The sequence below is a fragment of the Rhodococcus pseudokoreensis genome (genome assembly GCF_017068395.1).
Classification (GTDB): Bacteria; Actinomycetota; Actinomycetes; order Mycobacteriales; family Mycobacteriaceae; genus Rhodococcus_F; species Rhodococcus_F pseudokoreensis.
This window is the reverse complement of the sequence record NZ_CP070615.1, coordinates 176,739-201,329: the sequence shown is the minus strand read 5'-3', so window position 1 is coordinate 201,329 and position 24,591 is coordinate 176,739. Positions and strand designations below refer to the sequence as shown.

22 protein-coding genes are annotated in these 24,591 nt (G+C 67.1%); 14 read left to right on the top strand and 8 right to left on the bottom strand.

Annotation, left to right across the window (positions count from 1 at the left end):
* Positions 1-55: 55 nt before the first annotated feature.
* A complete protein-coding gene (locus tag JWS13_RS03155; protein ID WP_206004441.1) occupies positions 56-2,167 on the top strand; it encodes an N-acetylmuramoyl-L-alanine amidase in 2,112 nt (703 codons plus the stop codon).
* A 78-nt stretch (positions 2,168-2,245) separates the two neighbouring features.
* Here JWS13_RS03155 and JWS13_RS03150 read toward each other — a convergent pair whose 3' ends face one another.
* The 5 genes from JWS13_RS03150 to JWS13_RS03130 all read right to left on the bottom strand — a co-directional run bounded on the left by JWS13_RS03150 (position 2,246) and on the right by JWS13_RS03130 (position 6,365).
* Positions 2,246-2,536: a TSUP family transporter gene (locus tag JWS13_RS03150; protein WP_241032043.1), complete on the bottom strand. Its 291-nt coding sequence runs from the start codon at positions 2,534-2,536 to the stop codon at positions 2,246-2,248.
* 401 nt (positions 2,537-2,937) lie between these two features.
* Complete coding sequence (locus tag JWS13_RS03145) at positions 2,938-5,142, bottom strand: heavy metal translocating P-type ATPase (protein ID WP_206004440.1); 2,205 nt, start codon at positions 5,140-5,142, stop codon at positions 2,938-2,940.
* On the bottom strand, positions 5,135-5,548 hold the full coding sequence (locus JWS13_RS03140) for an ArsR/SmtB family transcription factor (RefSeq protein WP_206004439.1): 414 nt from the start codon (positions 5,546-5,548) through the stop codon (positions 5,135-5,137). The genes JWS13_RS03145 and JWS13_RS03140 overlap by 8 nt, the downstream gene beginning before the upstream one ends.
* Positions 5,549-5,664: 116 nt before the next feature.
* Positions 5,665-6,015: a DUF3703 domain-containing protein gene (locus JWS13_RS03135; protein ID WP_206004438.1), complete on the bottom strand. Its 351-nt coding sequence runs from the start codon at positions 6,013-6,015 to the stop codon at positions 5,665-5,667.
* 32 nt (positions 6,016-6,047) lie between these two features.
* A complete protein-coding gene (locus JWS13_RS03130; RefSeq protein WP_420854990.1) occupies positions 6,048-6,365 on the bottom strand; it encodes an ArsR/SmtB family transcription factor in 318 nt (105 codons plus the stop codon).
* Between the two features lie 97 nt (positions 6,366-6,462).
* On the opposite strand from JWS13_RS03130, the gene JWS13_RS03125 reads away from it, so the two are divergent.
* Positions 6,463-7,095 carry a class I SAM-dependent methyltransferase gene (locus JWS13_RS03125; protein ID WP_206004436.1) on the top strand — a complete coding sequence of 211 codons (633 nt, stop codon included), beginning with the start codon at positions 6,463-6,465 and terminating at the stop codon, positions 7,093-7,095.
* Between the two features lie 242 nt (positions 7,096-7,337).
* Here JWS13_RS03125 and ctaE read toward each other — a convergent pair whose 3' ends face one another.
* Entirely contained in the window at positions 7,338-7,949 is a 612-nt protein-coding gene (ctaE, locus tag JWS13_RS03120; protein ID WP_206004435.1) for an aa3-type cytochrome oxidase subunit III, read from the bottom strand.
* Between the two features lie 287 nt (positions 7,950-8,236).
* Here ctaE and JWS13_RS03115 point away from each other — a divergent pair, with 287 nt between their 5' ends.
* The 4 genes from JWS13_RS03115 to JWS13_RS03100 all read left to right on the top strand — a co-directional run bounded on the left by JWS13_RS03115 (position 8,237) and on the right by JWS13_RS03100 (position 14,200).
* The gene (locus JWS13_RS03115; protein ID WP_206004434.1) at positions 8,237-9,415 is read left to right on the top strand and encodes an FAD-dependent monooxygenase; all 1,179 of its coding nucleotides are present in this window, start codon (positions 8,237-8,239) and stop codon (positions 9,413-9,415) included.
* 332 nt (positions 9,416-9,747) lie between these two features.
* The gene (gene istA / locus JWS13_RS03110) at positions 9,748-11,283 is read left to right on the top strand and encodes an IS21 family transposase (RefSeq protein ID WP_206004322.1); all 1,536 of its coding nucleotides are present in this window, start codon (positions 9,748-9,750) and stop codon (positions 11,281-11,283) included.
* An 89-nt stretch (positions 11,284-11,372) separates the two neighbouring features.
* Positions 11,373-12,152, top strand: a complete 780-nt coding sequence (istB, locus tag JWS13_RS03105; protein WP_141466918.1) for an IS21-like element helper ATPase IstB — start codon at positions 11,373-11,375, stop codon at positions 12,150-12,152.
* Positions 12,153-12,550: 398 nt separating this feature from the next.
* On the top strand, positions 12,551-14,200 hold the full coding sequence (locus tag JWS13_RS03100; protein ID WP_206004433.1) for an alkaline phosphatase D family protein: 1,650 nt from the start codon (positions 12,551-12,553) through the stop codon (positions 14,198-14,200).
* A 545-nt stretch (positions 14,201-14,745) separates the two neighbouring features.
* Here the strand turns inward: JWS13_RS03100 and JWS13_RS03095 are convergent.
* The gene (locus tag JWS13_RS03095; RefSeq protein ID WP_206004432.1) at positions 14,746-15,936 is read right to left on the bottom strand and encodes a lipase family protein; all 1,191 of its coding nucleotides are present in this window, start codon (positions 15,934-15,936) and stop codon (positions 14,746-14,748) included.
* Positions 15,937-16,075: 139 nt separating this feature from the next.
* On the opposite strand from JWS13_RS03095, the gene JWS13_RS03090 reads away from it, so the two are divergent.
* Positions 16,076-16,267: a hypothetical protein gene (locus JWS13_RS03090; protein ID WP_206004431.1), complete on the top strand. Its 192-nt coding sequence runs from the start codon at positions 16,076-16,078 to the stop codon at positions 16,265-16,267.
* A gap of 547 nt (positions 16,268-16,814) precedes the next feature.
* Here JWS13_RS03090 and JWS13_RS03085 read toward each other — a convergent pair.
* A complete protein-coding gene (locus JWS13_RS03085) occupies positions 16,815-17,834 on the bottom strand; it encodes an esterase/lipase family protein (RefSeq protein ID WP_206004430.1) in 1,020 nt (339 codons plus the stop codon).
* A gap of 318 nt (positions 17,835-18,152) precedes the next feature.
* Here JWS13_RS03085 and JWS13_RS03080 point away from each other — a divergent pair, with 318 nt between their 5' ends.
* The 7 genes from JWS13_RS03080 to resB all read left to right on the top strand — a co-directional run bounded on the left by JWS13_RS03080 (position 18,153) and on the right by resB (position 24,476).
* Positions 18,153-18,296 carry a hypothetical protein gene (locus JWS13_RS03080; protein ID WP_206004559.1) on the top strand — a complete coding sequence of 48 codons (144 nt, stop codon included), beginning with the start codon at positions 18,153-18,155 and terminating at the stop codon, positions 18,294-18,296.
* A gap of 856 nt (positions 18,297-19,152) precedes the next feature.
* Positions 19,153-19,362 carry a hypothetical protein gene (locus tag JWS13_RS03075; RefSeq protein WP_206004429.1) on the top strand — a complete coding sequence of 70 codons (210 nt, stop codon included), beginning with the start codon at positions 19,153-19,155 and terminating at the stop codon, positions 19,360-19,362.
* A gap of 196 nt (positions 19,363-19,558) precedes the next feature.
* The gene (locus JWS13_RS03070) at positions 19,559-20,398 is read left to right on the top strand and encodes a HAMP domain-containing protein (RefSeq protein WP_206004428.1); all 840 of its coding nucleotides are present in this window, start codon (positions 19,559-19,561) and stop codon (positions 20,396-20,398) included.
* Between the two features lie 331 nt (positions 20,399-20,729).
* Complete coding sequence (locus JWS13_RS03065; RefSeq protein WP_206004427.1) at positions 20,730-21,422, top strand: TlpA family protein disulfide reductase; 693 nt, start codon at positions 20,730-20,732, stop codon at positions 21,420-21,422.
* Positions 21,422-22,054, top strand: a complete 633-nt coding sequence (locus JWS13_RS03060; protein WP_206004546.1) for a TlpA disulfide reductase family protein — start codon at positions 21,422-21,424, stop codon at positions 22,052-22,054. Before JWS13_RS03065 ends, JWS13_RS03060 begins: the two co-directional genes overlap by 1 nt.
* A complete protein-coding gene (locus JWS13_RS03055) occupies positions 22,051-22,857 on the top strand; it encodes a cytochrome c biogenesis CcdA family protein (RefSeq protein WP_206004426.1) in 807 nt (268 codons plus the stop codon). Before JWS13_RS03060 ends, JWS13_RS03055 begins: the two co-directional genes overlap by 4 nt.
* Positions 22,854-24,476: a cytochrome c biogenesis protein ResB gene (gene resB, locus JWS13_RS03050; RefSeq protein ID WP_206004425.1), complete on the top strand. Its 1,623-nt coding sequence runs from the start codon at positions 22,854-22,856 to the stop codon at positions 24,474-24,476. Before JWS13_RS03055 ends, resB begins: the two co-directional genes overlap by 4 nt.
* Positions 24,477-24,591: the final 115 nt, after the last annotated feature.

Genomic DNA, 24,591 nt, shown 5'->3' with positions numbered 1-24,591 from the left:
ACGTGAGCATCGCACGGTCCGATGTCCGGGAAACTGCAACTGAGGAGAGTCCCCCTTGCCGCACCGTCGACCGAAGCCCTCGATCGTCCTCGGGGCTGTCGCCGCTCTGGCTGTCGCAAGTCCCGTCGCGGTCTACGGCATCAGTAGCGCACCCTCCGACGTCAAATCCACGAACGAAACCTCCAACTCCGCAGTGTCCACCGAGATCGCGCAGGTCGTGCTGTCGCAGATCCCCGACATCGTGATCCCGCTGAAGGAACTGACCGGGCTGAACCTGCCCGACGTCAACATCGGCGACCTCCGGAACCTGAAGATCCCGCCGTACCTCCACATCCCCAGCAACGTGCAACTTCCCGGCGGAATCCAGATCCCGAACCTGCAGATCCCACTGAAGCTCCCCGCCCCGGGCGACGTCTCCGACCCCGCGATCCTGCCCCCGGCCGATCAGCAGCCCGGCACGATCGTCAAGGAACTGACCCGCGACACCCCGTTCAGCATGGTGGCACTCACCTCCGAGACCCTCGCATCCGCGGAGTCCAAGGTCCGCGCGCTGCAGGCCGACGGAACGTGGGGACAGTGGGTCTCCCCCGACATGATCGACACCCGTCGCACCGACAAGACCGCGTCCGACGGCAAGGTCGCCACCGAACCCGTCTACGTCGGGCTCACGAAAGCGATCCAGATCCTGACCCCCACCTCGGTGCCCGCACCCGCCGGCGCGCCCGCGCCCGAAGCGGCACCGGCACCCGTGCCGGCTCCGGCGGCCCCCGCTCCCGCACCGGCGCCCGCCGCGGACGGGGCCGCGCCGCTCGGCTACACCCCCGCCGCCGTCAACACACCGTTGCGTCAGCAGCCGGCACGCGCGGGCGCCGACGACGTCACGGCCGTCCTCATCGAACCGGGCAGCGGCCCCGGCGACGCGACGCTCGGCGACATCGCGAGCCCCCTCGACAGCGGCGGTCCCAAGGTCATCAGCCGCCAGCAGTGGGGTGCCGACGAGTCCATCCGGTGCCAGGACCCCGACTACGACGACTTCATCGGCGGTGCCACCGTGCACCACACCGCGGGAGCCAACGACTACTCGAAGGCCGAATCGGCCGAGATCGTCCGCGCGATCTACGCCTACCACGCGCAGACGCTGGGCTGGTGCGACATCGGATACAACGCACTGGTCGACAAGTACGGCCAGATCTTCGAGGGCCGCGCAGGCGGTCTCGACCGTCCGGTCCAGGGCGCGCACGCCGGCGGGTTCAACGAGAACACCACCGGAGTCGCGATGATGGGCGACTTCTCGTCCGAGGATCCGCCGCAGGCCACCCTCGACGCCGTCGGCAAGTTCCTCGGCTGGAAGCTCGGCAAGGCCGGACTCGACCCACTCGGTGAGACGACGATGTACTCCGAGGGCACCGAATTCACTCCCTACGCGGAGGGTGAGGCCGTCGATCTCCCGGTGATCTTCGCGCACCGCGACGTCGGCAACACATCCTGCCCGGGAGACGCGGCGTACTCACACATGGACGAGATCCGGCAGATCGCGGCCGCCAGCCTCGGCGGCGGCAACGCCTCGCTGGCCGCGGACGCACCCTCGGGTGAGGCTCCGGCGCCGTCCGGCGGTCCCGGCACGGACGCCAGCTCCAGCCTCGGCGCCGGGATCCCCGCCCTGGTCAACGAACTGCTGCGGCTCACCGACCCGTCGCCGGTCGCCCAGAAGTGGGTGGCGGAAGGCGGCGACACCGGCCGGCTCGGCCAGGCCATCACCGGACTGCTGCAGGCCAAGGCCGGGAACTCGGGCGCACAGTTCGCCAACGGCGCCATCTTCACCTCGCCCAACGGCGGTGTGTGGGCGGTCCTCGGCCAGATCTTCAAGACGTGGCAGAACCTCGGAGCCGACAACGGCGAACTGGGCCTGCCGACCAGTGACGAGTACCCGATCCCGGGCGGTCTGCGCACCGACTTCGAGAACGGTTCGCTGATCTTCAACGAGATCACCGGCATCGTCACCAAGGTCCTGAAGACCTACAACGACACCTACGCGGAGGCATACAAGAACGGTGCCCCGGTCGATGCCGCGGCGCCCGTCGCACCGCCCGCGGACCCGGCACAGGTTCCGCCGGCACCGGCCGAACCCGCACCGGCTCCCGCTCCGGCACCCGCTCCCGCGGGCTGACCAGCCGTTACCTCACCGGGACTGCGGGTCAGCGCAGCGTAAGCACCTCGACCAGGACGACACCGGCCTCCGCCAAGATCAGGACGGCGAACCACCGTTGCAAACGGGCCCTGTCGACGTATCCGCCGTACAGCGGCCCGCGACAAGCGATCCACCGACTGTGGTCACGGTGAAGGCCGCAACCAGCGCCCAGTCCAGGCTGAGATGGCCGAGGGTGGCGATAAGCCCGGACCCGGAGTTCACGGCGACGATCAGCAATGACGTGCCCACCGCGACGGCCATCTCCACCCCTGGTAGCAGGACGAGGGCGGGGATGATGAGGAAGGGGATGATGAGGAAACCGCCGCCCACTCCGAACAGCCCGGTCAAAATGCCGACACCGAGGCTCGCCGGGACGGAACGAGAGGTGCAGCGGCGCCAGGTCGATGGCCGAGGCGCCGTCCGCGCGGCAGGCGGTCCCGACGCTCTCGGTGCTCGACAGCATCCGGATCGCGGAGGCGATCATCGCCACCGCGAAACCGCACATCGTGACCGCCGGGAGGCAGCAGCCGATTGACCGCGCTGCCGGCGAACGCGGCCACGGACACCGGCGCCGTGCGCGGGCAGCACCGTCACCGCATCCGGCAGCGGGAGCAGCACCTGATGGAGGGTGCGGTACATCGCGCGGGCGTTGTGCAGAGGTCTTCGCCTCGACGAGCGTAGGACGACGGTGCCTGCGGTACTGGATGGACACGGGCGGTGCTGGGGTGCTCCGGCTTTGGTGTGGCGAATCAGCCCCTGGTCCTCTTGGATTCTTGCCGAGGGCTCGATCTGATCGCGCCGTCAGTGGCGGTGTTCGGTGGCGGGGCGCAGCAGTCGCACCCGTCGGCCTCGGCGTCTGTCGGCACGGCTGCGGCGAAAGGTGTCAGGTTCAACAGGTTCGGTCCGGCCGCCGTTGTGGGTGCAGGCGCAGCGGCGCCGCGGGTGGGGGCTGGTGCGCAGCACAGGTCGTCGGATGTGTGCTGTGAGGGTGCCACGCTCACATGCAGCGGTCCGGTGGTGGTGGGTGCGGATGTCAGCCCGGGCAGGGCGGTGGCCTTGGCGGCGCGGATGGCGTTGCCGATGACCAGGACCTCGGCGAATTCGTGGATGAACACCACGGTCGCCAGCCCGAGGATACCGGTCGCGGCCAGCGGGATCAGCACCCCGATGATGGCCAGGGACAGCCCGATGTTCTGCAGCATGATCGTGCGGGCGCGGCGGGCGTGCGCGAGGACCTGCGGCAAATGGCGCAGGTCCTCGCCCATCAGCGCCACGTCGGCGGTTTCGATGGCCACGTCGGTGCCCATGGCGCCCATTGCGATCCCGATGTCGGCGGTGGCCAGGGCGGGGGCGTCGTTGACGCCGTCGCCGACCATGGCGATCTTCCGGCCCCCGGAGAGACTGGGCAGCAGGGCGGCCTTGTCTTCGGGCAGCAGTTCGGCGTGCACCGCGGTGATCCCGGCCTGGTCGGCGAGTGCCTGCGCGGTGCGGCGATTATCGCCGGTCAGCATGGCCACGTCGATGCCCAGTCCGCGGAGCCGGTGAACCGCCTCGGGGGTCTCGGGGCGCAGTTCGTCGCGAACCGCGATCGCCGCGATGACGGCGGTGTCCCGTTCGACAAGCACCACGGTGGCGCCCTCCCCCTGCAGGCGCGCGACGTCGTCGGCGAGATCGCCCGGGTCGACCCAGCCGGGTTTACCGAGCCGCAGCGGGGTTCCGTCCACGGTGCCGTGCAGCCCGTGCCCGGGCACGGCGGTGACATCGTCGGCGGCGGTGACGTTGTCCCCGGCGGCGGCGAGAATGGCCTGCGCAAGCGGGTGCTCGCTGCGGGCCTCGAGCGCGGCCGCCGCGGCCAGGGCATCCCGCTCGGGCAGCCCGTTTCGGGTGATCACCGCGATGACCTGCGGGGTGTTGCGGGTCAGGGTGCCGGTCTTGTCCAGGGCGATGACCCGGATGCGGCCGAGTTCCTCGAGCGCGGCTCCGCCCTTGACGAGGGCGCCGTGCCGGCTGGAGGCCCCGATCGCGGCGACCACGGTCAGCGGCACCGCGATCGCCAACGCGCACGGGGAGGCGGCGACGAGCACCACCAGGGCCCGTTCGATCCATACCATCGGATCGCCGAACAGCGAGCCGAGGGCGGCGACCAGGGCGGCGAGGATCATGATCGCCGGTACCAGCGGTTTGGCGACCTTGTCGGCGAGGCGTTGGCCGGCGCCCTTGCGGTCCTGGGCTTCCTCGACGATGTGCACGATTCGGGCCAGTGAGCTGTCGGCGGCCGGCGCGGTGACCTGCACCTCGATGGCGCCGCCGCCGTTGATCGCCCCCGCGTAGACCTCGTCGTCGGGCCCGGCCTCGACGGGGACGGATTCGCCGGTGATCGCGGACAGGTCCAGGCTGGTGCGCCCGGAGAGGATCACCCCGTCGGTGGCGGCCCGCTCCCCGGGGCGCAGCACCATGACGTCCCCGAGGGCCAGTTCGTCCGGGGCCACGGTGATTTCGGTGCCGCCGCGCAGGACGGACGCGGTGGGCGGCACCAGCGAGAGCAGGGCGCGCAGCCCGCGGCGGGTGCGGGTGACCGCGTAATCTTCGAGGCCTTCGGCGATGGAGAACAAGATGCCGAGCATCGCCGCTTCGGGGATCTGCCCGAGTGCGACCGCGCCGATGGCGGCGATCGTCATCAGGGTGCCGACCCCGATCCGGCGGTGCCGCAGATTCCGCACCGCCCCCGGGACGAAGGAGACGGCGGCGACCACGGCGGCGAGCAGTTCGAGCAGTGTCGCCACCTGACCGGATCCGGCCGTACCGATCAGCCATCCGGCGCCGAGCAGGACCGCGGCGAGGGCCGCGTACTGCAGTTCGCGGACCTGCCACCACCGTTCCGGACCGTGATCGGGGGGGGTTTCGCCGTCGGGGTTCGACTTCGCGGGTGCGGGCCCGCAGCATGCGTCAGCCACGACCGACCTCCGAGATGTCGATGCTGCCCTCGGGCCGGGCGGTTGCCGAAGCGAGGCCGTCACCGAGGACCGCGCGGACCAGACCCCGGCCGCGGTCGGTCAGCGCATACATCACCAACCGACCCTGCCTCCTCGACGAGACGAGGTCGGCAATCTTCAGTTGCCGCAGATGGTGCGAGACCAGGTTCTGCGCCTGCCCGACCACCCACGCCATGTCGCACACGCACAGCTCCCCGCCGGAGTGCAGGGCGGTGGCGATGGTCAACCGGGTGGGATCGGCCAGCGCCCGGGCCGCAGCGGCGGCCGACTCGACCTGCCGCAGGTGCGGCAACGTGGCACGGATCTGCTCGGCGTGTGGAAGGTCCAGACACAGCAGGTCGCAGGTATCTACGCGTTCCTCAGTCATATCAATATACTAACGGATGTTGATATAGAAGGATGGCCCGCTCGGGCGGGTGATCTCAATGCTGGTCAGGCACGGCCGCGCCAATGTGTTTCGCCGCTTTCGTCCGCGTGCTCCGGTCACCGATCGGCGCGGGCCATCGCCTGCGCCAGATCCTCCGGTATCGGCATCGGCGTCATCAGTCCGGCCGCGGTGCGCCCGGTGTTGCCCTCCGGGTATCGAACGGCCAGTGATCCCGGAGCAGCGACCGCGATCCGGATCGCCTGCCCCAACGCCTCCCGCCGGTCCTGCTGGGCCAGAGCCAGAGTGAACATCGCGACGTGATTGCGGGTGTGCAACCACGGGTGCGGTTGCGAGACGATGTGTGCTCGCTCGAGATGCGCCCAGCGCAACTCCGTGTCGGGAGCCTTTCGCGCAGAGGTCATTTCGCGCTCGTAGAGGTCCCGCACGGCGGGGGTGAGCTTGTGCATGTCGGTCTCCTTCGATGTCGCGTCCGCAGCGATCAGCAGCAGTTGTCGACGTCGGCGTCCGGGCAGGTGGCCGGGTCGACCGCGAGAACCAGGCCGATCAAGTCGTCGAGGGCCTGGCCGATCCGCGGATCGGCCAGCTCGTACCTGGCCCGGCGGCCTTCGGGGACGGCGACGACGAGGCCGCAGCCACGCAGGCAGGACAGGTGGTTGGACAGGATCTGCCGGGATACTCCGATCTTCTCGGCCAGATCCGATGGGTACCCGGGACCGCTGCGCAGGCTCAGCAGGATCTGTGTACGGGTCGAATCCGACAACGCGTAGCCGAATCGGGAGAGTGCGTCGCTGTGCATAAGGGTGTCCACGAACCGATATTACAGAAAGTTCTGTATTCAGGTCAATATGTATGGTTGAGGGAAGGTCGGACCGAAAAGACGACGGGAGGCTTCCATGCGTCAACCCGGAAATGCGAAGGTCGAGAAAGTTTTCGATGCGATGTCGCGGCGCTATGACACGCAGATGGGATTCTTCGAGCGGTTCGTGCTCGGACGGGCACGGCAGTGGGCGGTCGCGCAGGCCAGCGGCCGAGTGCTCGAGATCGCGGTCGGCACAGGCCTCAATTTGCCCCTGTACGGGCCGCAGGTCGAGAAGGTGGTCGGTATCGACTTGTCCGAGGGAATGCTCGGTGTCGCGCGCCGACGCATCGCGCAGGAGCGCCTCGACCGGGTCGAGGTGCGCCGCGGCGATGTTCAGGAACTCGACCTGCCGGATGACTCGGTCGACACGGTGGTCTCGACATTCACGTTCTGCACGATCCCCAACCCGCTCGAGGCCAGCAAGCAAGCCCTGCGGGTACTGGTTCCCGGAGGGCGGATCGTCCTGGCGGAGCACGGGCCGGCGACCAACAAGGTCGGCCGGGCTCTGATGCGCGCGGTCGAACCGCTGTTCGTCCGGTTCGGCGCCGACCACCTGACCCGAGATCCTGCGCCCTATCTCGAACGGGCCGGGTTCACCATCGACACCGTGCACCGCAGCGGCCGGGGCGGCATCGGATTCCGCATCATCGCCCACAAACCTGCCTGACACTCAGGCCATCCGCGAGTACGTCGCCACGGCGCGAGGGACTGCGCGTACGCGCCGGTGAGCGCCCTTGCCATCACCGCACCAGCGCAGCTGGGTACCCGGGGGTCCCGCCGACTTCTCTGTTTCCGCCGCCGGTGATCCGTCGGGCGCATCCTCGTACCAGTGGCGAACGGCGGGGTGGTGTCGGTGACCATTCCGTCCCGCGCCGTCCGATCCCCCGCGGCTGCCTGGGGGTCAGCTGATCATCGGATGAAATAGATCGTGGCGAACAGGGCGATCCACACGATGTCGACGAAGTGCCAGTAGTACGAGACGACGATGGCGGCGGTGGCCTGGGCGGGCGTGAACTTGCTGACCTTGGTGCGGGCGATCAGGAAGACGAACGCGATGAGGCCGCCGATCACGTGCATGCCGTGGAAGCCGGTGGTCATGTAGAACACCGAGCCGTACACGCTGCTGGAGATGGTGGTGCCTTCTTCGACGAGACTGATGTACTCGTAGCCCTGTCCGAGGACGAAGAAGGTGCCCATCGCCAACGTCAGCAGGTACCACCGGCGGAGACCGAAGACGTCCCCGCGCTCGGCCGCGAACACACCCATCTGGCAGGTGAACGACGAGGCGATCAGCACCAGCGTCACCGGCACGGCGAGGAACAGATTCAGCTCGGTCGGCTCCGGCGGCCAGTTCCCATTCGCCTGAGCCCGCGCCACGAAGTACATGGCGAACAGCCCGGCGAAGAACATGAGCTCACTCGACAACCACACGATGGTGCCAACGCTGACCATGTTTGGTCGGTTCAGCGAGTGCACGCGTTGGGCTATTGCTGATCCTGAGGTCCCTACTGCGCTCGTCACAGCCACAAGTATGACGTCGTGCCGTAAGAGTTGACCACCCGCGAGCCCCAAGGCCGTCGGGTTCTGCGCCTTGACGTGCAATCCGTGGGTCGATTCCGGTGCAGTCGACGCATCGGCATGCCCTAGTCGGTCGAGTATGCGGAACTTCGGTGATGATCGCGCCGCTCAGCGCAGCAAGCCGACCGCGCGAGCCCGCGTCGTTCTCGTCGAACATCCCGGACACCGCAACAGCATCGTCGCAGTACCGCTCAGACCTGACCGCCCCGAACCTCTGTTAGCGTTCGGCCATGCCCTTGAAGGTCATCGTTTCCGGCGCGGGAGTCGCCGGTTTGTCGCTGGCTCATTGGCTGGCCCGCATCGGTGCGACGCCCATCGTTGTGGAGCGCGCACCGCATGTCCAGACGCTCGGCCATTACATCTCACTCAAAGGCAACGGCGTCGAGATGGTCCGTCGGATGGGGATATTCGACGCGTGCGAGGCTCGCTCAGCACAACTGGAAGAGGTGCGCCTCTACTGCGCAGCGAGTGGACGGTTACTGCGCAGCGAACATACCGCGACGCTGGCCAAAACGCTCGGCGGTTACATCCTGTTCCGCCGGGCGGATCTTCAGGCCGCACTCTATGACCTATCGGCCGAACACACCGACATCCGCTTCGGTGTCCAGATCGTCGAAGCCCACGCAGACACGGGCCACGTCGAGGTAACCCTCAGCGACGGCACCACCGAGCGAGCCGATCTTCTTGTCGGGGCGGACGGCATCCACTCCGCGGTCCGCGGCCTGGCCTTCGGCCCGGATTTCGAACGGCCGCTCGGCGGCTACTACATCACGATCACCCAAACACTGCACCACGGTCTGGCCCCAGTGGTGCACTCCTACCTGAGCACTGGGCGGATGGTGAATCTGTTACCGGTCACGCCCGACACGGCATCAGCTGTGGTGTATCTCGGCGCGGACGTGGACGCTCCGCCACGCAACGACGCTGTGGCGATGCGTGACTACCTGCTGGCAACCTGTGCGGATTTTCCCGACGACGTGCACAACGTTCTGGGCAGTGTGGGTGCCGACGACTTCGTCTTCTCCGACGCTATCGCCCAGATCGACATGCCGCGCATCACCCGGGGACGTGTCGCGCTCATCGGCGACGCCGCCCACTGCCCGACGTTTCTCTCGGGGATGGGCAGCTCGCTGGCTCTGCAGGACGCGCACATGCTAGCCGGCAGTATCGCCCGCAGTCCGGACGATCTGGACACCTCGCTCGCGCGTTACGAGGAGGTGATGGCGCCTATCGCCTGCCGCTACCGTGACAGCGGGGTCAGGGCGCACGCCGCATTTCTCACCTCCAGCCGCGTCAAGGCACGCATCCGTGATCTCGCGCTGCGCCTGACCCCCGAGCGCGTCTTCGAACGCGGCGTGCGTCGCTTCTTCGATTCCGAGCGCCCGCTGGCCGACCTTCCCAGCACGTGACCCAGTTCGCCCGCCACCGACAGTCAAATACTTGTACAACTGCCCCATACTCCGGCCCATGTCCAGTACCGGGCCGGTCGAGCCGATGTCGGCGGACATGAAAAACTGCCCATAGGCGGACACGAAAACGCCCACAGGCGGACATGAAACTGCCCACTGGCGGACACGGGTTTCTGCCCACTGGCGGACACGAAACTGCCCACCCGGGTCTGTCCGCCTGATACGGCACGTTCGATTTTCTTCCCGATCGCCTCCCCGGATCGGGGCCTCTCCTCGGGTTCGCTCGACGGTGCTACCACGCCGAGAATGCGAGCCACCGAGGAGAGGCCACCGTGAAGTCTGCCAAGGAAGTCATGGAAATTCTTGCTGCCTACGACCTGACGAAGTCCTACCGTGCCGCCGCCGCACTGGCGGGATGCTCACATCACACCGTCGCCCGCCTCGTCGCCGAACGCGACACCGCCGATGCGCCGACCCCACCGCGGGAGAAGAGACCGATGCTGATCGACGAGTACCTACCGAAAATCGAAGAATGGGTCGAACATTCGAAGGGCCGGGTCCGCGCCGACATCGCCCACGACAAACTGCTCGCCCTCGGATTCACCGGCACCGAACGCACCACCCGCCGCGCCGTCGCCCGGATCAAACGCGCCTACCGGCTCGGCCACACCAGGGTGCACAGGCCGTGGATCACCGAACCCGGCCTCTGGTTGCAGTACGACTTCGGCGACGGCCCGGTCGTCGACGGCACCAAGACGGTGCTGCTGTGCGCGTGGCTGGCCTGGTGCCGGCACCGGGTGGTGATCCCGTTGCGCGACCGCACCGCCCCGTCCGTCTATGCGGGCCTGGACCGGACCTTCCGCCGGATCGGCGGTGTCCCGACGTATCTGCTCACCGACAACGAGAAGATGGTCACCACCGAACACGTCGCCTCAGTCGCCGTCCGCAACCCCGGCGTGGTCTCCTTCGCCCGGTTCTACGGCCTGGTCGTCAAGACCTGCCTGCCCGCGGACCCGGCCACCAAGGGCGGGGTGGAGAACACCGTCAAGCTCGCCAAGGCCGACCTGGTGCCCACCGACCACAACCTCGCCGCCGAGTACGACAGTTTCGATGACCTCGAGGCCGCCTGCACCGCCTTCTGCGAGCAGGTCAACACCCGCATCCACCGCACCACCCGCCGCGTCCCGGCCGAGATGCTCGCCGAAGAACGCCTCCACCTGCATCCGGTCCCCGCCGCCGCACACACCGTCACCTGGGGAGTGACGCGCATCGTGCCCGACAACACACCGATGGTCGCGTTCGAGAACGGCCAGTACTCGGTGCCGCACACCCTGCGCGGGCAGACGGTGTTCGTCCGCGCACACGGCGCCGGAGCCTCCGAACGGGTCGTCTTCGTCCACCACGGCGACACCGGTCCGGTCGAGGTCGCCCGGCACCGGCGGGCCCGCCCCGGCTCCCCGCAGATCTGCGACGAGCACTTCCCGCCGCCCCCGGCCGGGGTGCTGGGCCGGCAGCCGATCCCGCGGACCGACGCCGAACACGCGTTCTGCGACATCGGTGCCGGTGCCCGGCTGTGGTTGTGTGAGGCCGCCGAGGCCGGCACCGGGAAGATCCGCGTGAAGATGGACCACGCGGTCACCCTGGCGAAGCTGCTCGGCGCCGAACGGGTCGACTGGGCGCTCGGGCACGCCGCCGCGTACGGGCGCTTCGCCGAGGGCGACCTCATGGCGATCCTCGATGCCCACCCCGCCGGCGTCGCCTCGGATCGCACCCACCGGGCCGACGAATCCCGGTCCCTGGCCCAGGGCACCAGCGGCTGGGCCGCCCTGGGTGACGGGGTTCCCGCCGACGAGGCCACCGAACTCTAGAGACACCACCCGCATGAACACGAAAAGCTCTGCACCACCAACTAATCGAGTTCACAGTCCGATTCAACCGGCACCCGAAGGAGACCCTCGTGACCACCGCACCACCGGCGGCGCCGCCGCTGCCGACCGACCTGGAAACCCTGCTGCACCGGCTGCGGCTGCCGCACATCCGCCGCGCCGCCCCCGACGTGCTGGCCACCGCCCGCGCCCAACGGTGGGAACCCGCCGAGGTCCTCAAGGCGCTGCTCACCGAGGAGGCCGCCGGGCGGGAACGCTCGGCACTGGCCACCCGCCGCGCCGCCGCCGCGTTTCCCACCGGCAAGACCTTCGACGCCTGGAAACCGGAACTGTCGTCCATCCCGGCGCCGACGCAGCAGGCGCTGCGCACCCTGGAATGGATCGAGCGGCGCGAGAACCTGGTGGTCTGCGGCCCGTCCGGCACGGGCAAGACATTCTTCCTCGAGGCCCTCGGCCAGCACGCCGTCGAACAGGGACGGAAGGTGTTGTGGTTCACCCTCGAAGACCTCGGCGCCCTGATCCGCCGGCACCGCGCCGACGACTCGGTCTCGGGGGCTCTGACCAAGCTGCTGCGCGCCGATCTCGTGGTCATTGATGACATCGGCCTGTTGCCGGTGGCCGCCGACGCCGCCGAGGGCCTCTACCGGCTGGTCGACGCCGCATATGAGAAACGCGCCCTGGCGCTGTCGTCGAATCTTCATCCGGCTGGATTCGACGAGCTGATGCCCAAGACCCTGGCCACCGCCACCGTCGATCGGCTCATGCACCACGCCCACCTGTGTCAGACCAGCGGTAAATCGATCCGGATGAGCCAAGCCCTCGCCGGCACCGGCGTCGACCCACTCACCTGACCACAACACAACACCGTGGGCAGTTTCGTGTCCGCCAGTGGGCAGAAACGGATGTCCGCCAGTGGGCAGAAACGTGTCCGCCTATGGGCAGGTTTCGTGTCCGCCAGTGGGCGGGAACGAATGTCCGTTGACAAGCCGATCCCGGCAGACCTGTTGCAGGAGGTCGCGAGTACGTTCGGGATGCTCTCCGTGAGGCATCGCCCGCCAGCTGCGCCCCGGCATGCTCTCTGCGTCGAAGGTTGGCGTCCGTCCGGATCGCGCTGGACAGGTCAGTCCCGGCGACGGCCAACACGGGCAACGATTGGCTCCGAACAGATCCATGCACATGATCGGCGGAATCGGCAGTGACGCACTCTGTCGTCCGGCACGCCGATCGGGGGCTGGATATACCGTGGTGTATGCCCCTGTCCCGTCGGCAGTTGTTGCGAGTAGGTGTGGCCGGATCGGCTGCGGTGCTCGTGGGGATGTCGGCGGTGAGCAGCGCGCGGTTGCCGTCGCCGCGGTGGCGAGGAGACGACCCGTTCGGCCTCGGTGTGGCATCGGGTGATCCGACACCCGATGGTGTCGTCCTCTGGACCCGCCTGGCACCGGATCCCCTGGCCCCCGGCGGGCGCGGCGGTATGGGGTGGGATCCGGTGACCGTCGAATACGAGGTCGCCCGCGACGAGAGCTTCCGGCAGGTGGTGACCCGCGGTACGGCTGTCGCGACCCGCGAACTCGCCCACAGTGTGCACCCGGAGATCCGGGGTTTGGAGCCCGCTCGCTGGTACTTCTACCGATTCCGTGCCGGCTCGGCGATCTCCCCGGTCGGCCGGACCCGCACCGCCCCGGCTCCAGGGCAGCCCACCACGCGGATGCGCTTCGCGTTCGCCTCCTGTCAATCGTGGAGTTCAGGCTTCTACACCGCCTACGAGCACATGAGCGACGAGGACCTCGATCTGGTCGTCCATCTGGGCGACTACATCTACGAGCGCGGGTGGCGGCGCGGCCGCGAGGGAGTGTCGATGGGAGTGGACCGCGGCGAAGCCGTCGATCTGCCCGGCTACCGGCTGCGCTACGCACAGTACAAAGCCGACCAGCCGCTGCGCGACGCACACGCGGCGTTTCCCTGGATCGTGACCATGGACGATCACGAGGTGGACAACAACTGGGCCGCCGATTCGCCGGGACTGGGCATCGACATCTACCGAATTCCCATGCTGTTCCGCCGCCGCCGAGCTTCGGCGTTCCAGGCGATGTACGAGCACCAGCCGCTGCGGATCGGGCAGCTGCCCTCCGGGCCCGATATGCGCCTGCACCGCCGCTATCGCTTCGGCGATCTCGCGGAGATCACCATGCTCGACACACGGCAATACCGGGACCCGCAGGCCTGCGGGGGTGACGTCACCGCGCACTGCGCCGAGCGGCTCGACACCGACCGCACGATCCTGGGTGCACAGCAACGGGACTGGCTGCTCGACGGATTCACCGACTCCCCCGCCCGCTGGCAGATCCTCGGCAACCAGGTGGCGATGAGCCAGACCGACAACGACCCCGGCCCAGACCTCGTCGTGTCCTCCGACTCGTGGGACGGATACGTCGCCGACCGCAACACCGTCCTCGGCGCCGCCGCGGACCGCGGTGTCCCCAATCTGGTGGTGATCACCGGCGATCGTCACCAGAACACCGCCGCCGACCTGCGCCGGGACTACGCCGACCCCGAATCGCCGGTCGTCGCGTCGGAATTCGCGGGAACGTCGATCACCTCGGCTGGCGACGGCACCGACATGAACGACACCGGGCGCCGCCTGCTGGCCGCCAATCCCGACATGAAGTTCTTCAACGCGCAGCGCGGGTACGTGCGCGTCGACCTGGACCATCAGTTGTGGCGCAACGACTTCCGCGTCGTACCCTATATCCGGCGCCCCGGCGCGCCGATCCACACCCGCGCCGGCTTCGTTGTCCAAGATCAGGTACCCGGGGTCACCGAGGCGTGGCGACCCGCCACCGCCACGGACACCGCGGCAAGCTCCGACACCATCCCGGGCCCACGCGCCGGTCCCCGCTGAGCGGTGGCGCCGGCCGCCGAGCCGCATCGTCCAGAGTGCGCCTGCAAGGAATACACTGCGCGCGATCATTCCCGCATCGACCACAATTCCGCGATGCTGAGGTAAGAGCCGCCTGTTCGCCGACGCGTAACCGATTGTGTCAGTGCCGCTCATCGAGAGGCATGCAGCGTGTGGCGGTGAAGCCGGCAGGCTGACCGTGGCAATGGAGCCGAGAACTTTATTGGCTGCCCGCACGTCGGTCTCGGAGCCGGCTGCGAGACGAACCCGGTTGCCGTAGGCGGCCAGCCGCCTGCCTACGCGGGGGCATGGCCGAATCGAGGTCGATGGCGTCCACGGTCGCGGCACCGAGACTGGCGCCGCAGCGGTGCCACGTAGAACCGTTGCAGCCCTGCGATCCTCCACGCCCGATACCAGACGGATGAGGAACCACTTCACCGAATTCGCGACCGAGTCCGCCGTCCTTCGCGGACAGAGGCTCCCAGTGGCTCGCGATCAGACACCTCCCCCTCATCTTCGGTCCCATCTTGTCTGGACGAAGCCCCGCCTCAGCACCGCGTCGGCGCGGGCTCCCCCCGGAATCGCGCCGCGATGAACTCGTACGCATCCGGGAAACCCACCACCGCAGTGGTCATGTGCTCGGAGATGTCGTACGGCACGAACGTCAGCTTCGCCCCCGCTGCGCAGTATCGACGCGCCACCTCCGCCACCGAATCGAATGGCGTGAGCCCATCGAGCGTGCCGTGCCACATGTACACCGGCGCCGTCGGCACCCCCTCGAAATACCGGAGACTGTTCTCCCGCAACACCTGCCGCGCCGCCGAACTCGCCATCAGACTGGTCGACGCCGCCAGCTGCCCGGCGTTGCGGAAAGCACCGTGGAACAGCAGGAACCGCCGGCACTCGTTGCTCATCCAGTCCCGCAACCACAGACCGGTCTCGTTGAGCTGCGAGGACACCGGCAACCGGGTCGGGTACTCACGCTCGAGCCCGATGGCCGCCGCGAAGGCGAGCCCGAATCCCGGGTGCGGGTTGAAACCCAACCCCTCGGCCATCTGCTCGAGATCCGCCGGAACCCCGCCCTGCACCACCGCGGCGAGCTTCAGCTCGGGGGCATAGGTCGGCGCGAGCGCCGCCGCCCAGGCGCTGGCCATCCCCCCACCGGAGTAACCCGCCAGGGCAACGGGACTATTCGCCAGGCCCAGTTCGGATGCCCGCTGCACCGCGCGAACACTGTCCAGCGTGATCATGCCGCCGAGCCTGGCCGCTCCGTACGCACCGGTCGGGCCGAGGTGATCGGGCACCGAGACGGCCCACCCCCGCTGCAATCCCAGATACATTCCGGGCGATTCCTGCATCTCCAGGTTGAACAACGCTCGTGAGGGCGCGCATTTGGTTCCCAACGAGTTGACGATCGCCTGATACGACACCAACGGTGGATTCGCGACGCCCCGGGGAAGGAGCACGGTCGTGACCGCCAGAATGGGATTGCCGGCCGAATTCGTCGACCGGAACGCGATCTGCCAACCGTCGGAGTTGGCGTACATCCAGGTGTCGATTCGCCGGGTACGGACCACATCGCCCGGCTGCTTGGCGCCGAGATCGGCGGGGGCAAGGTAGAACGGATCCGGATCGGGCCACGGATAGAGCGGTTCGGCGCTCGCCGGCACCGGAACCGTGATTGCGAGGAAGATGACGCCGAGCACCGCCGCCAGCAACCCCCTGAAGCGTCGCCGCATGAGCCCGCCCCCTCTGCGCCGTCTCGTCAGGACGCTGTGACTTTATCCGAGCGGACAGACGCTCCGTTACGGGTTCGATCCCGGCGAGATCATCCAACAGTCCCCGCGGGCGAACCCCCAGGGCGGCACCGGCGCGCGGGTGAGCGAATCACTGGAAAGTCTGCCCAGTGTGGCCGGGGAGTTCCTGGCCCCGGACTGCGCCGGCGATCAGACGGGCCGGCCCGACCCATGTCCGTGGCTCGTACAGCACATTCTCCGGTTCCTCGTCCGGGAGACCGCTTCCGGGTGCACCACCGGGGCTATGGGCCCAGCCGCCGACCTCGAGGTCTGACCATGTGTCGGCACGCAAGAGGTCCGTGCGACCAGGCCACGATGCCCAACCGTATGCGGGGGGGCACTCGAACCGGGAGAGATGTCTGCGTAGGGAAATGTCCTGCATACACGGTTGTTGTCCAATCCCCGTCCCAGTTGAAGGTGATCTCGTTCGCGACTGGTCGCCCCATCACCGAGTACAAGCATCTGGTCGCCCATCACCGAGGACAAAGCGTAAACGTAAACGTGAACTTCCCTGGCTCGATTTCGTCCGGGAGGCCGATGGTCGGCGACATTTCATCGCCTGCCTCGGCGATGGCACGCTTCAGCGCCGGTGTGCGGCAGTCGCTCGCCGTATCGTCGGACCACGTGTTATCTGACCTGCAAACACACCTCCATGCAGGAAAAGTCGAGTGCAGATGGTGGCGCCATCCGCCCCGCTGCACCCACTCATTCCAGGATGGCGCGGAAGAAGCGCTGGGGTGCCGAGGTTCGGGGTGGCGCTCACCCGCTGCGCCACCGTTTCGCCGCGACCCGTCAGCCTGGTGATTCCGTTACCGCCGCCGTCAGAAGTTCTCGGTGAGGATCATCTCGAGTATCCCGGTACCCGCGGGCACCGCGGTGCAGGGCGGCGCCGGCGGCATTGTGGGATCGAGGACACCCATCACGAGTTGGAGGGTGTACTCGTCGTAGGGCATTCGGAAATGGCCCGACTGGTTGATCGGACAGAGGTCCTGGATCATCAGGTTCGTCGCCGACCGATCGTGCAACGCGATGTTGGTCGCCGGTTGAATGACCTCGTCGAGCCGCGAGCCGATCGTCGTGTACCGGGTTCCCGGGACGGTGTCTGCCCCACCGTTGAGGTCGTCGAGGAACGGTGAGCCCTGGGCCTGCTGCTCCAACGCCGGCGAGACCAGTTCCGGGGGAAGCGCCGCGGTCGCCAACTCCATGCCGCCGGGAGTCTGCTCGAGGACCGGAACGAGGCCGAACATGGTGCCCCCATAGGTGGGTGAGGCGAGGCCGACCCACTGATCGACCGCCGCCGCACCACCGAGCCGGTTGACGTAATAGCGGGCCACCGTCGATCCTTGCGAGTAGCCGACGATGTCGACTTCATCCGCCCCGGTCGCGCCGCGGACCTCGGCCACGAACTGCGCCAGCTGGCCGGCGCTGACCGCCATGTCCTCGGTTCCGTAGTTGTCGCCTCCGGGTTTGCCGCCGTAGTTCAGCGCGAACACGCAGTACCCCGCCCCGGCCAGTCGCGGACCGAGCGCCGCCCAGTCCGAGTACGCGTTCGAGTCCGTGCCGTGCACCAGCACCACCGGCCGCGGGTGCCCGCCGGTCGGGGTGCAGGTGAAATCGTTGATACCCGGCGGCACCGATCCCGGGTGTTGCCGCGCGTACCGGGCGGCATCGGGATGCGCGGCCTGGGCGGGACCGCCACGGTCCGGGACCTGCCACACCGAGCTCACCCCGGGCACATCCGGAACCTCCTCCGCCGCCGCGACCGGTGCCAAAACAATGCTCGCGGCCAACCCCACCCCCGCTGCCGCGGCCACCCACCTCATCTGTCGATGTACCCGCATGCTGCCGCTCCCTGCCTACCTCCGCGGCCCGAACATTCGTGCCGACATCACAACGCCGAGCATCCCGGATCCGAGGCAGCTCCGGAGACAGTGTGGAATACATTGAGCGCACGCGCTATCCGGTCAATCGTCCAGCTACACAGGGCCGCCTACCATACGGGCCACCACTCGAACGGTACGACCGCCGGCGCATCCGACTGGGGTCATCCTGCGGGTTCGACCACTACCGCCCAGTAATATGATGGAGGACACAGCTCTTATCTCAGAGCAGCTTTACCCTGTACCAACGCCACCCAACCAACCCCCTCTTCTCCCCGCGTGAGATCGCGGCACGGCCGCGGTCGTGGCGCGCCTCCCCGGTCGCTGTTCGACGCGCTCCTCGCCGACTCCGACGACATGACCAGGCGCTACGAGATCGTCTGGGACTCGCTCGACGAGGCCGACTCACTCGAATCCGCCTGACAGTTCCCGCCACATCAGGGCAACCACGGCCCGCCGAGAACGGGAAGCCATGCTTGAGTCGGTCGTTTCCCCGGGTATGCATTCCCATTGAACTGGCGGTGCCGGGATCGATTCGGACGGGTATCCGTCGACAGTTGCGAGTGGCGTCGTTTGCTCATTCTGGATCCGGTCGGGGCGGCGAGCTGAGCGCCGTTATGCGGTCACCAGGGTCCCGTTTCGGCCATCCCTATACCGGCCCCATACCGGCACACCCGAGAACGGCGCTCCACGCCGAATGTCAATTTCAGAAGTCGACTGCACGGTTTCCTGGGAGTTTGCGGGGAGTGCTTTGCGGGGAGTGCCGAGGTCTTCTGATATCCCTGCGGTCAGAAATTCTATGCACAACGTCTGTCGCCCACCGTGTAGTGCAGCGCCTCACGCTACAGCGCAACATGATCGCGAGTTCTCGTCGAGTGCCGACAGTGGTTTCGGCTGATGGGCGCGCCAGGATCATCTGGATCGGGATGCACCCACCGGCCGGCGCCTCGGACCAGCTGATCAGCGCGGAGGGTGCCGCGTGACCGCGACGGCAACCGGAGGCAGAAGGAGAAGCGCATGCAAGACCTACTGATGAACCTGCAGACATGGTGGAATTGCCAGATGATGATGGCAAGCGGAATGTGCGACATGTGCGCAGGAATGATGTGCTGCTAGCTTAGCTAGACGCAGATCGGTCCGCCCGAAGACCCCGTCCCGCCGATCTGCGTGCGGAATCTGTTGATCGTGTGCGGACGGGTTCGGCCCGCCCAATGTACCGCCAAGCCTTCGTCGGAGCTGCATGTCGGGCGGGCTGCGTTCGTCTGGTAAGAAACCGGACATGACAGTCACGCCGGACAGTTCCCCCGCGACGAAGGAGCAGAAGAGGTGTCCGCCATGGTTGGTAACCCTGCTGGGATTGTTTGTTTTTCTCGCAACTCTCACGCTGCTGGGCGTTCTAATCAAATCTGAAGACAGCGGCGACCACATGAATTCGGGCGCTGCGGTCTCGTTCACGCACTTGCCGGAGACCGGCCCTTCGGCCTGGTAGAGCACTCTCAGCGAGGTCTCAGCCAGGTACGTCAAACTGGCCTGATGCCGGCCTGTCCTTCCCGCTCAATCGGATCTGCGCGCGATCGGGCTGTCCGCCGATGATGGTAGTGCATAAGGAATCACGCACGTCGCTGCGTGTGCGGGTGAATATGCTGACGGCCGCTCTGGCTGCGATCGCCGTTTTCGTGTCCGTGGTGGCGATCTATCTGGTCACCGAGCATTCCCTGCGTACTCAAGTCAACGATCGTCTCAGCCGCAAGGTCGACGTATTCGTTGCCAGCTCAGCATCCGGTGCACCCCTGTCATTCTTCGGGGTCGGCGGCGGACAGACCCTCAAAGTCGCGTTGATTACCCGGTCTGGTGACGTGATCGCGGCCGATCACAGCAACTCGCCCTTTGCCGAAGAGGACGCACTACGGGACGGGCCGGAGATGGACGTGGCCCAGGGCCGAGCGCCTGTGTCCGTCCGCGAACTCGGCGGATATCAGGTCCTTGCGAAACGGGCACCCACCGGCGAGACCATCGTCGTCGCCGAGTCCCTGCAGCCGACCAGAACTATGCTGAACAAGCTACTGCTGGCGTTGACATCTCTCGGCGCTCTCGTCATCGTGCTGTCGGTCCTGGCAGGATCCGTCGCGATCCGTACCGGGCTCAGACCGGTGCGCCGTCTCATGCTCTCGACCGAGAGCATTGCACAGACACAGGACCTGCAACCGATCCCGGTCCGAGGGGAGGACGAACTCGCCCAGTTCGCACGTCGTTTCAACGTGATGCTCGAGAGCCTGCGCCGCTCTCGCGATCATCAACGGGCTTTGATCGTCGATGCCGGCCGCGAACTCCTGACTCCCCTAACGGCGTTGCGCACCAATCTGGAGTTTCTGATCATGGTCAGCAATGGACTCGGGCCGAGTCTGAGCGATGCTGAACGCAATGCGCTGTCTACTGATGTCGTCGAGCAGATCGAAGAGATCTCCCGCCGAGTCGGCGCACTGGTAGACCGCGCGAGGGAGAGCGACGCCGCGGCGGCCACCTGACCACCTGACTACCGGTCGTGCTTCGAAACAGCGGGAATGCGCAGATCCCCGGGTCACGTGCACGGCGCCCCGTGGTGGTGGGTGCGGCGGTCAGACCCAGCAGTGATGGTTGCGGGCGGCGCCGACCGGCGTTGCCGATGACGAGAACTTCGGCGAGTGACGGTCGTGTCCCGTTCGACCACAACCACGGTAGCGCCCTTGCTGTAGGCGGGCGACGCGATCGGTAAGCGGGCCGGGGGCGTTGTCCGGGGGACGAGGGGCCTCGAATCGTTCGTCGCGTCGGGATGAGCGAGTGCCGCCTCCAGACCCCGCACCACGACCGCCAACTACTATGCGCAATAGTAGTTGGTGGTCGTGGTGCGACCGACCATTGAAGAAAGGGAAACAACACGTGCGGTCTGGGAGTCGATGGCTGATTTTTTTCCTGGCCGTGATCGTGGTGTTGATCGTGGCGATCTGGCCGCGTTCGGAGTCGGCTGACACGCCGTCCGCGAGGAGAGAGGGGGCGCGGGCCTCCGACTCTGCGATCGACGGGCCCGAGTTGGTTGAGGCTGCCGAGGGGGCGCGCCTGCGGCCGTGTCCGGAACCTGCAACCTCACCACCGACCGATGCGCAATTACTTGGCGTGATGGTGCGGTGTCTGGGTTCCACGGACACGGTCGACCTCGGGGCAGCGGTGAGTGGTGAACCAACCCTGGTCAATTTATGGGCGTCCTGGTGCGGGCCGTGCAGGGAGGAGATTCCCGTGCTCGACGCGTATGCAAACGAGCCCGGATCCATTCCTGTCGTGGGGATCAATGTGCAAGATGACCCCGCCGCTGCTCTGGGGTTTCTGGCCGAGGTGGGTGCCCATTACCCGTCATTCCAAGATTCCGGTGCAGCGCAGAAGGCATTGTCCGCGCCTCCCGTGCTGCCGTTGAATTTCGTTGTCAAGCAAGATGGTTCGGTCGAACGGATCACCACACCAGCGGTCTTCGGTGACCCGGCCGAGATTCGTTCCACGGTAAGTGAGGTGATCCGATGATGCGGCAGCGCGCGCGAGTGGGCGAGTCGTCCAATCGGCGGTCGCGAACGGTCGCAGTGCTCGCACTGTGCGCGGCGGTGGTGATCGCGTTGACCGGCTGCGCGTCCGGCTCCGACGCGGTGGCCCAGGGCGGAACCTTCGATTTCGTTTCCCCGGGCGGGCAAACCGACATCCTCTACGACCCACCGGAGGGCCGGGGGAAGATCGGTCCCCTCTCCGGCCCCGATCTGATGACCGATGACAAGTCGGTGTCGCTGGCGGATTACGCCGGACAGGTAGTGGTGATCAACCTCTGGGGTCAGTGGTGCGCGCCGTGCCGGTCCGAGGCCGACGATCTCGAACGCGCTTACGCCGCAACCAAAGACCTCGGGGTTCAGTTCCTCGGAATCAATGTTCGCGACCCTCAGCGGGACAAGGCCCAGGACTTCGTCATCGACAATCAAGTGACATACCCCTCGATCTACGACCCACCCATGCGCACCCTCATAGCCTTGGGCGGGAGTTATCCCACCAGCGTCATTCCCTCCACCTTGGTACTCGACCGGAACCATCGTGTGGCCGCGGTGTTCTTGCGGGCATTGTTGGCCGAAGACCTGCAGCCGGTGATCGAACGAGTGGCGGCCGAGCAATGACAATCCTGGCGGAGGGAATCGGGGCGAGCTTCCAGACCGCGGCCGCGACCGGACCGCTACTGCTCGCGTTCGCCGCCTGCGTGTTGGCAGGTCTGGTGTCCTTCGCCTCTCCGTGTGTCGTACCGCTGGTACCGGGATATCTGTCCTACCTCGCCGGGATTTCCGGCGCCGAGACCCCCGCGGTCACCGCAGGCGACGCCCGCACCCCAAGTGCGGACCGGTGGCGCATAGCCGGGGCCGCAGCACTGTTCGTGGCCGGATTCACCGTGGTGTTCGTCCTGGCGACCGCGTCGGTGTTCGGTGTGATCGGGGCCCTTCGGATCAACCAGGAACTGCTCCAACGCGGCGGCGGAGTGATCACCATCGTCATGGGACTGGCGTTCCTCGGGCTCATTCCCACCCTCCAGAAGGACACCCGATTCAGTCCGCGCCGCATCTCCTCGTTGGCCGGCGCACCGTTGCTGGGCGGGGTGTTCGCGTTGGGCTGGACACCGTGCCTCGGTCCTACCCTGGCCGGGGTGCTCTCGGTCGCCGCCGGAACCGAGGGTGCCACCGCCGCACGCGGGGTGGGATTGATCATCGCGTACTGCCTCGGCCTCGGATTGCCGTTCGTGGTGCTCGCATTCGGGTCCGCGAAGGCGCTGCGGGGAATCGGTTGGCTACGCCGCCATGCCCGCACGATCCAGATCGTCGGCGGCGTCCTGCTCGTCGCGGTAGGGCTGGCGTTGCTCAGCGGGGCGTGGGAGCTGTTCGTCGGCTGGCTGCGCAACGAATTCGTCACCGCCGTCGTGTTGCCGATATGACCGGCCTTCACACGACGGTCGATACGCCGGACCGAGAAGGCCGACCGTCGCCGATCCGGCGCAGCCTGGAGACCGGGCGCAACCTCTGGCGCCGGCTGACCTCGATGAGCACCGCCCTCGTGCTGCTGTTCCTCCTGGCACTGGCCGCTCTGCCGGGTGCGATGCTGCCTCAACGAAGCCTCAACGCGCAGAAGGTCGACCAATACATCGCCGACCGACCCACCCTTGGCCCCGTGATGGACAAGATCGAACTCTTCGACGTCTTCGCCAGCTTCTGGTTCACCGCTATCTACGTGCTGTTGTTCGTCTCCCTCATCGGCTGCCTGTTGCCGCGGCTCGCGGACCACCTCCGGGCGCTGCGCAGCGAACCCGTGCGGGCACCGCGCAACTTGTCCCGGCTACCGCACCACGACCTCGGAACACTGCACACCTCGATCGATCAGGCGACCGGGCAGGTGCGCGCCGCTCTGCGCGGGTGGCGTGTCGTCGTTCGACCCGAAAATGCTGCAACGGTGTCGATTTCCGCGGAGAAAGGCTATCTTCGGGAAGCCGGAAACCTGATCTTCCACTTCTCGCTCATCGGCTTGCTGGCAGCCGTTGCACTCGGACGACTGTTCGGATACGAGGGCTCGGTCATCGTGATTGCGGACGGTGGGCCCGGCTTCTGCAACACCTCCCCCGCGGTATACGACTCGTTTCGCGCCGGAAACTCCACGGATGGAACAGGACTCGAACCGTTTTGCGTCAAGGTCAACGACTTCACCGCGGACTACCTCGACAACGGTCAAGCGGAGATGTTCACCTCCAACATCTCGTACCAAACGGGCGAGCAGATCGGTGCGAGCGCCTGGCAGGACTACCGGTTGCGGGTCAACGAACCGCTCCGGGTCGGTAGCGCCCGGGTCTACCTCACCGGTCACGGGTACGCCCCGACCTTCACGGTGACCTTTCCGGACGGCCAGACCCGCACCGAGACGATGCAGTTCCGCCCCGATGACGCCACCACCTTCCTCAGCAGCGGTGCATTGCGATTCGACCCTCCCGGTGGCACGTATGCCGACCCGGAGGAGCGGCGCAAGAATCAGATCGCGATCGAGGGCCTCTTTGCTCCCACTGCCTATTTCAATGGCACCCTTTTGACCTCGGTGTTTCCCGATCTTCTGGATCCGGCTGTGGCGGTGGACATCTACCGAGGCGACAGCGGGCTCGACACGGGGATCCCCCAGTCGATCTTTTCCCTCAACTCCGAGTTGATCAACCAAGGTCGACTCGTCAAAGAGGACCGAGTCAACCTCCGGCCCGGGGAATCCACCGCCTTGCCGGACGGCACCCAGGTGCGGTTCGACGGCGCCGAGGAGTTCGCCAACCTCCAGGTCTCTCACGATCCCGCACAGCAATGGGTGCTGGTCTTCGCGATCACGATGATGATCGGATTGCTGATCTCGCTACTGATCAAGCGCCGCCGAATCTGGGTGCGGCTGCGCCCCGGCGCAACGGAACACGAGACCCGCATCGAACTCGGTGGCCTCGCCCGCACCGATCACGCCGGCTGGGGTGCGGAGTTCACCACCATCAGTGCGCGTCTGGTGACCGGCTCGCGCGATCGACCGACCCCGTGATGCCCCGGCGGACGTGTGACCGGCCTCCTGCGCGCAAGGATGTGATCCGGTGACCACTGACCAGGATGTTGCCGGGATACCGGGAGGTGACCTGCGCCGCCCACCCGGGCGCGAG

What these genes read in the sequence shown, in the direction of transcription:
- resB (WP_206004425.1), top strand. Translation starts at nt 22,854, where the DNA reads ATGACCGGCCTTCACACGACGGTCGATACGCCGGACCGAGAAGGCCGA.
- JWS13_RS03055 (WP_206004426.1), top strand. Translation starts at nt 22,051, where the DNA reads ATGACAATCCTGGCGGAGGGAATCGGGGCGAGCTTCCAGACCGCGGCC.
- JWS13_RS03075 (WP_206004429.1), top strand. Translation starts at nt 19,153, where the DNA reads ATGACAGTCACGCCGGACAGTTCCCCCGCGACGAAGGAGCAGAAGAGG.
- JWS13_RS03140 (WP_206004439.1), bottom strand. Translation starts at nt 5,548, where the DNA reads ATGACTGAGGAACGCGTAGATACCTGCGACCTGCTGTGTCTGGACCTT.
- JWS13_RS03085 (WP_206004430.1), bottom strand. Translation starts at nt 17,834, where the DNA reads ATGCGGGTACATCGACAGATGAGGTGGGTGGCCGCGGCAGCGGGGGTG.
- JWS13_RS03115 (WP_206004434.1), top strand. Translation starts at nt 8,237, where the DNA reads ATGCCCTTGAAGGTCATCGTTTCCGGCGCGGGAGTCGCCGGTTTGTCG.
- JWS13_RS03060 (WP_206004546.1), top strand. Translation starts at nt 21,422, where the DNA reads ATGCGGCAGCGCGCGCGAGTGGGCGAGTCGTCCAATCGGCGGTCGCGA.
- JWS13_RS03095 (WP_206004432.1), bottom strand. Translation starts at nt 15,936, where the DNA reads ATGCGGCGACGCTTCAGGGGGTTGCTGGCGGCGGTGCTCGGCGTCATC.
- JWS13_RS03135 (WP_206004438.1), bottom strand. Translation starts at nt 6,015, where the DNA reads ATGCACAAGCTCACCCCCGCCGTGCGGGACCTCTACGAGCGCGAAATG.
- JWS13_RS03100 (WP_206004433.1), top strand. Translation starts at nt 12,551, where the DNA reads ATGCCCCTGTCCCGTCGGCAGTTGTTGCGAGTAGGTGTGGCCGGATCG.
- JWS13_RS03125 (WP_206004436.1), top strand. Translation starts at nt 6,463, where the DNA reads ATGCGTCAACCCGGAAATGCGAAGGTCGAGAAAGTTTTCGATGCGATG.
- JWS13_RS03130 (WP_420854990.1), bottom strand. Translation starts at nt 6,365, where the DNA reads ATGCACAGCGACGCACTCTCCCGATTCGGCTACGCGTTGTCGGATTCG.
- JWS13_RS03065 (WP_206004427.1), top strand. Translation starts at nt 20,730, where the DNA reads ATGCGCAATAGTAGTTGGTGGTCGTGGTGCGACCGACCATTGAAGAAA.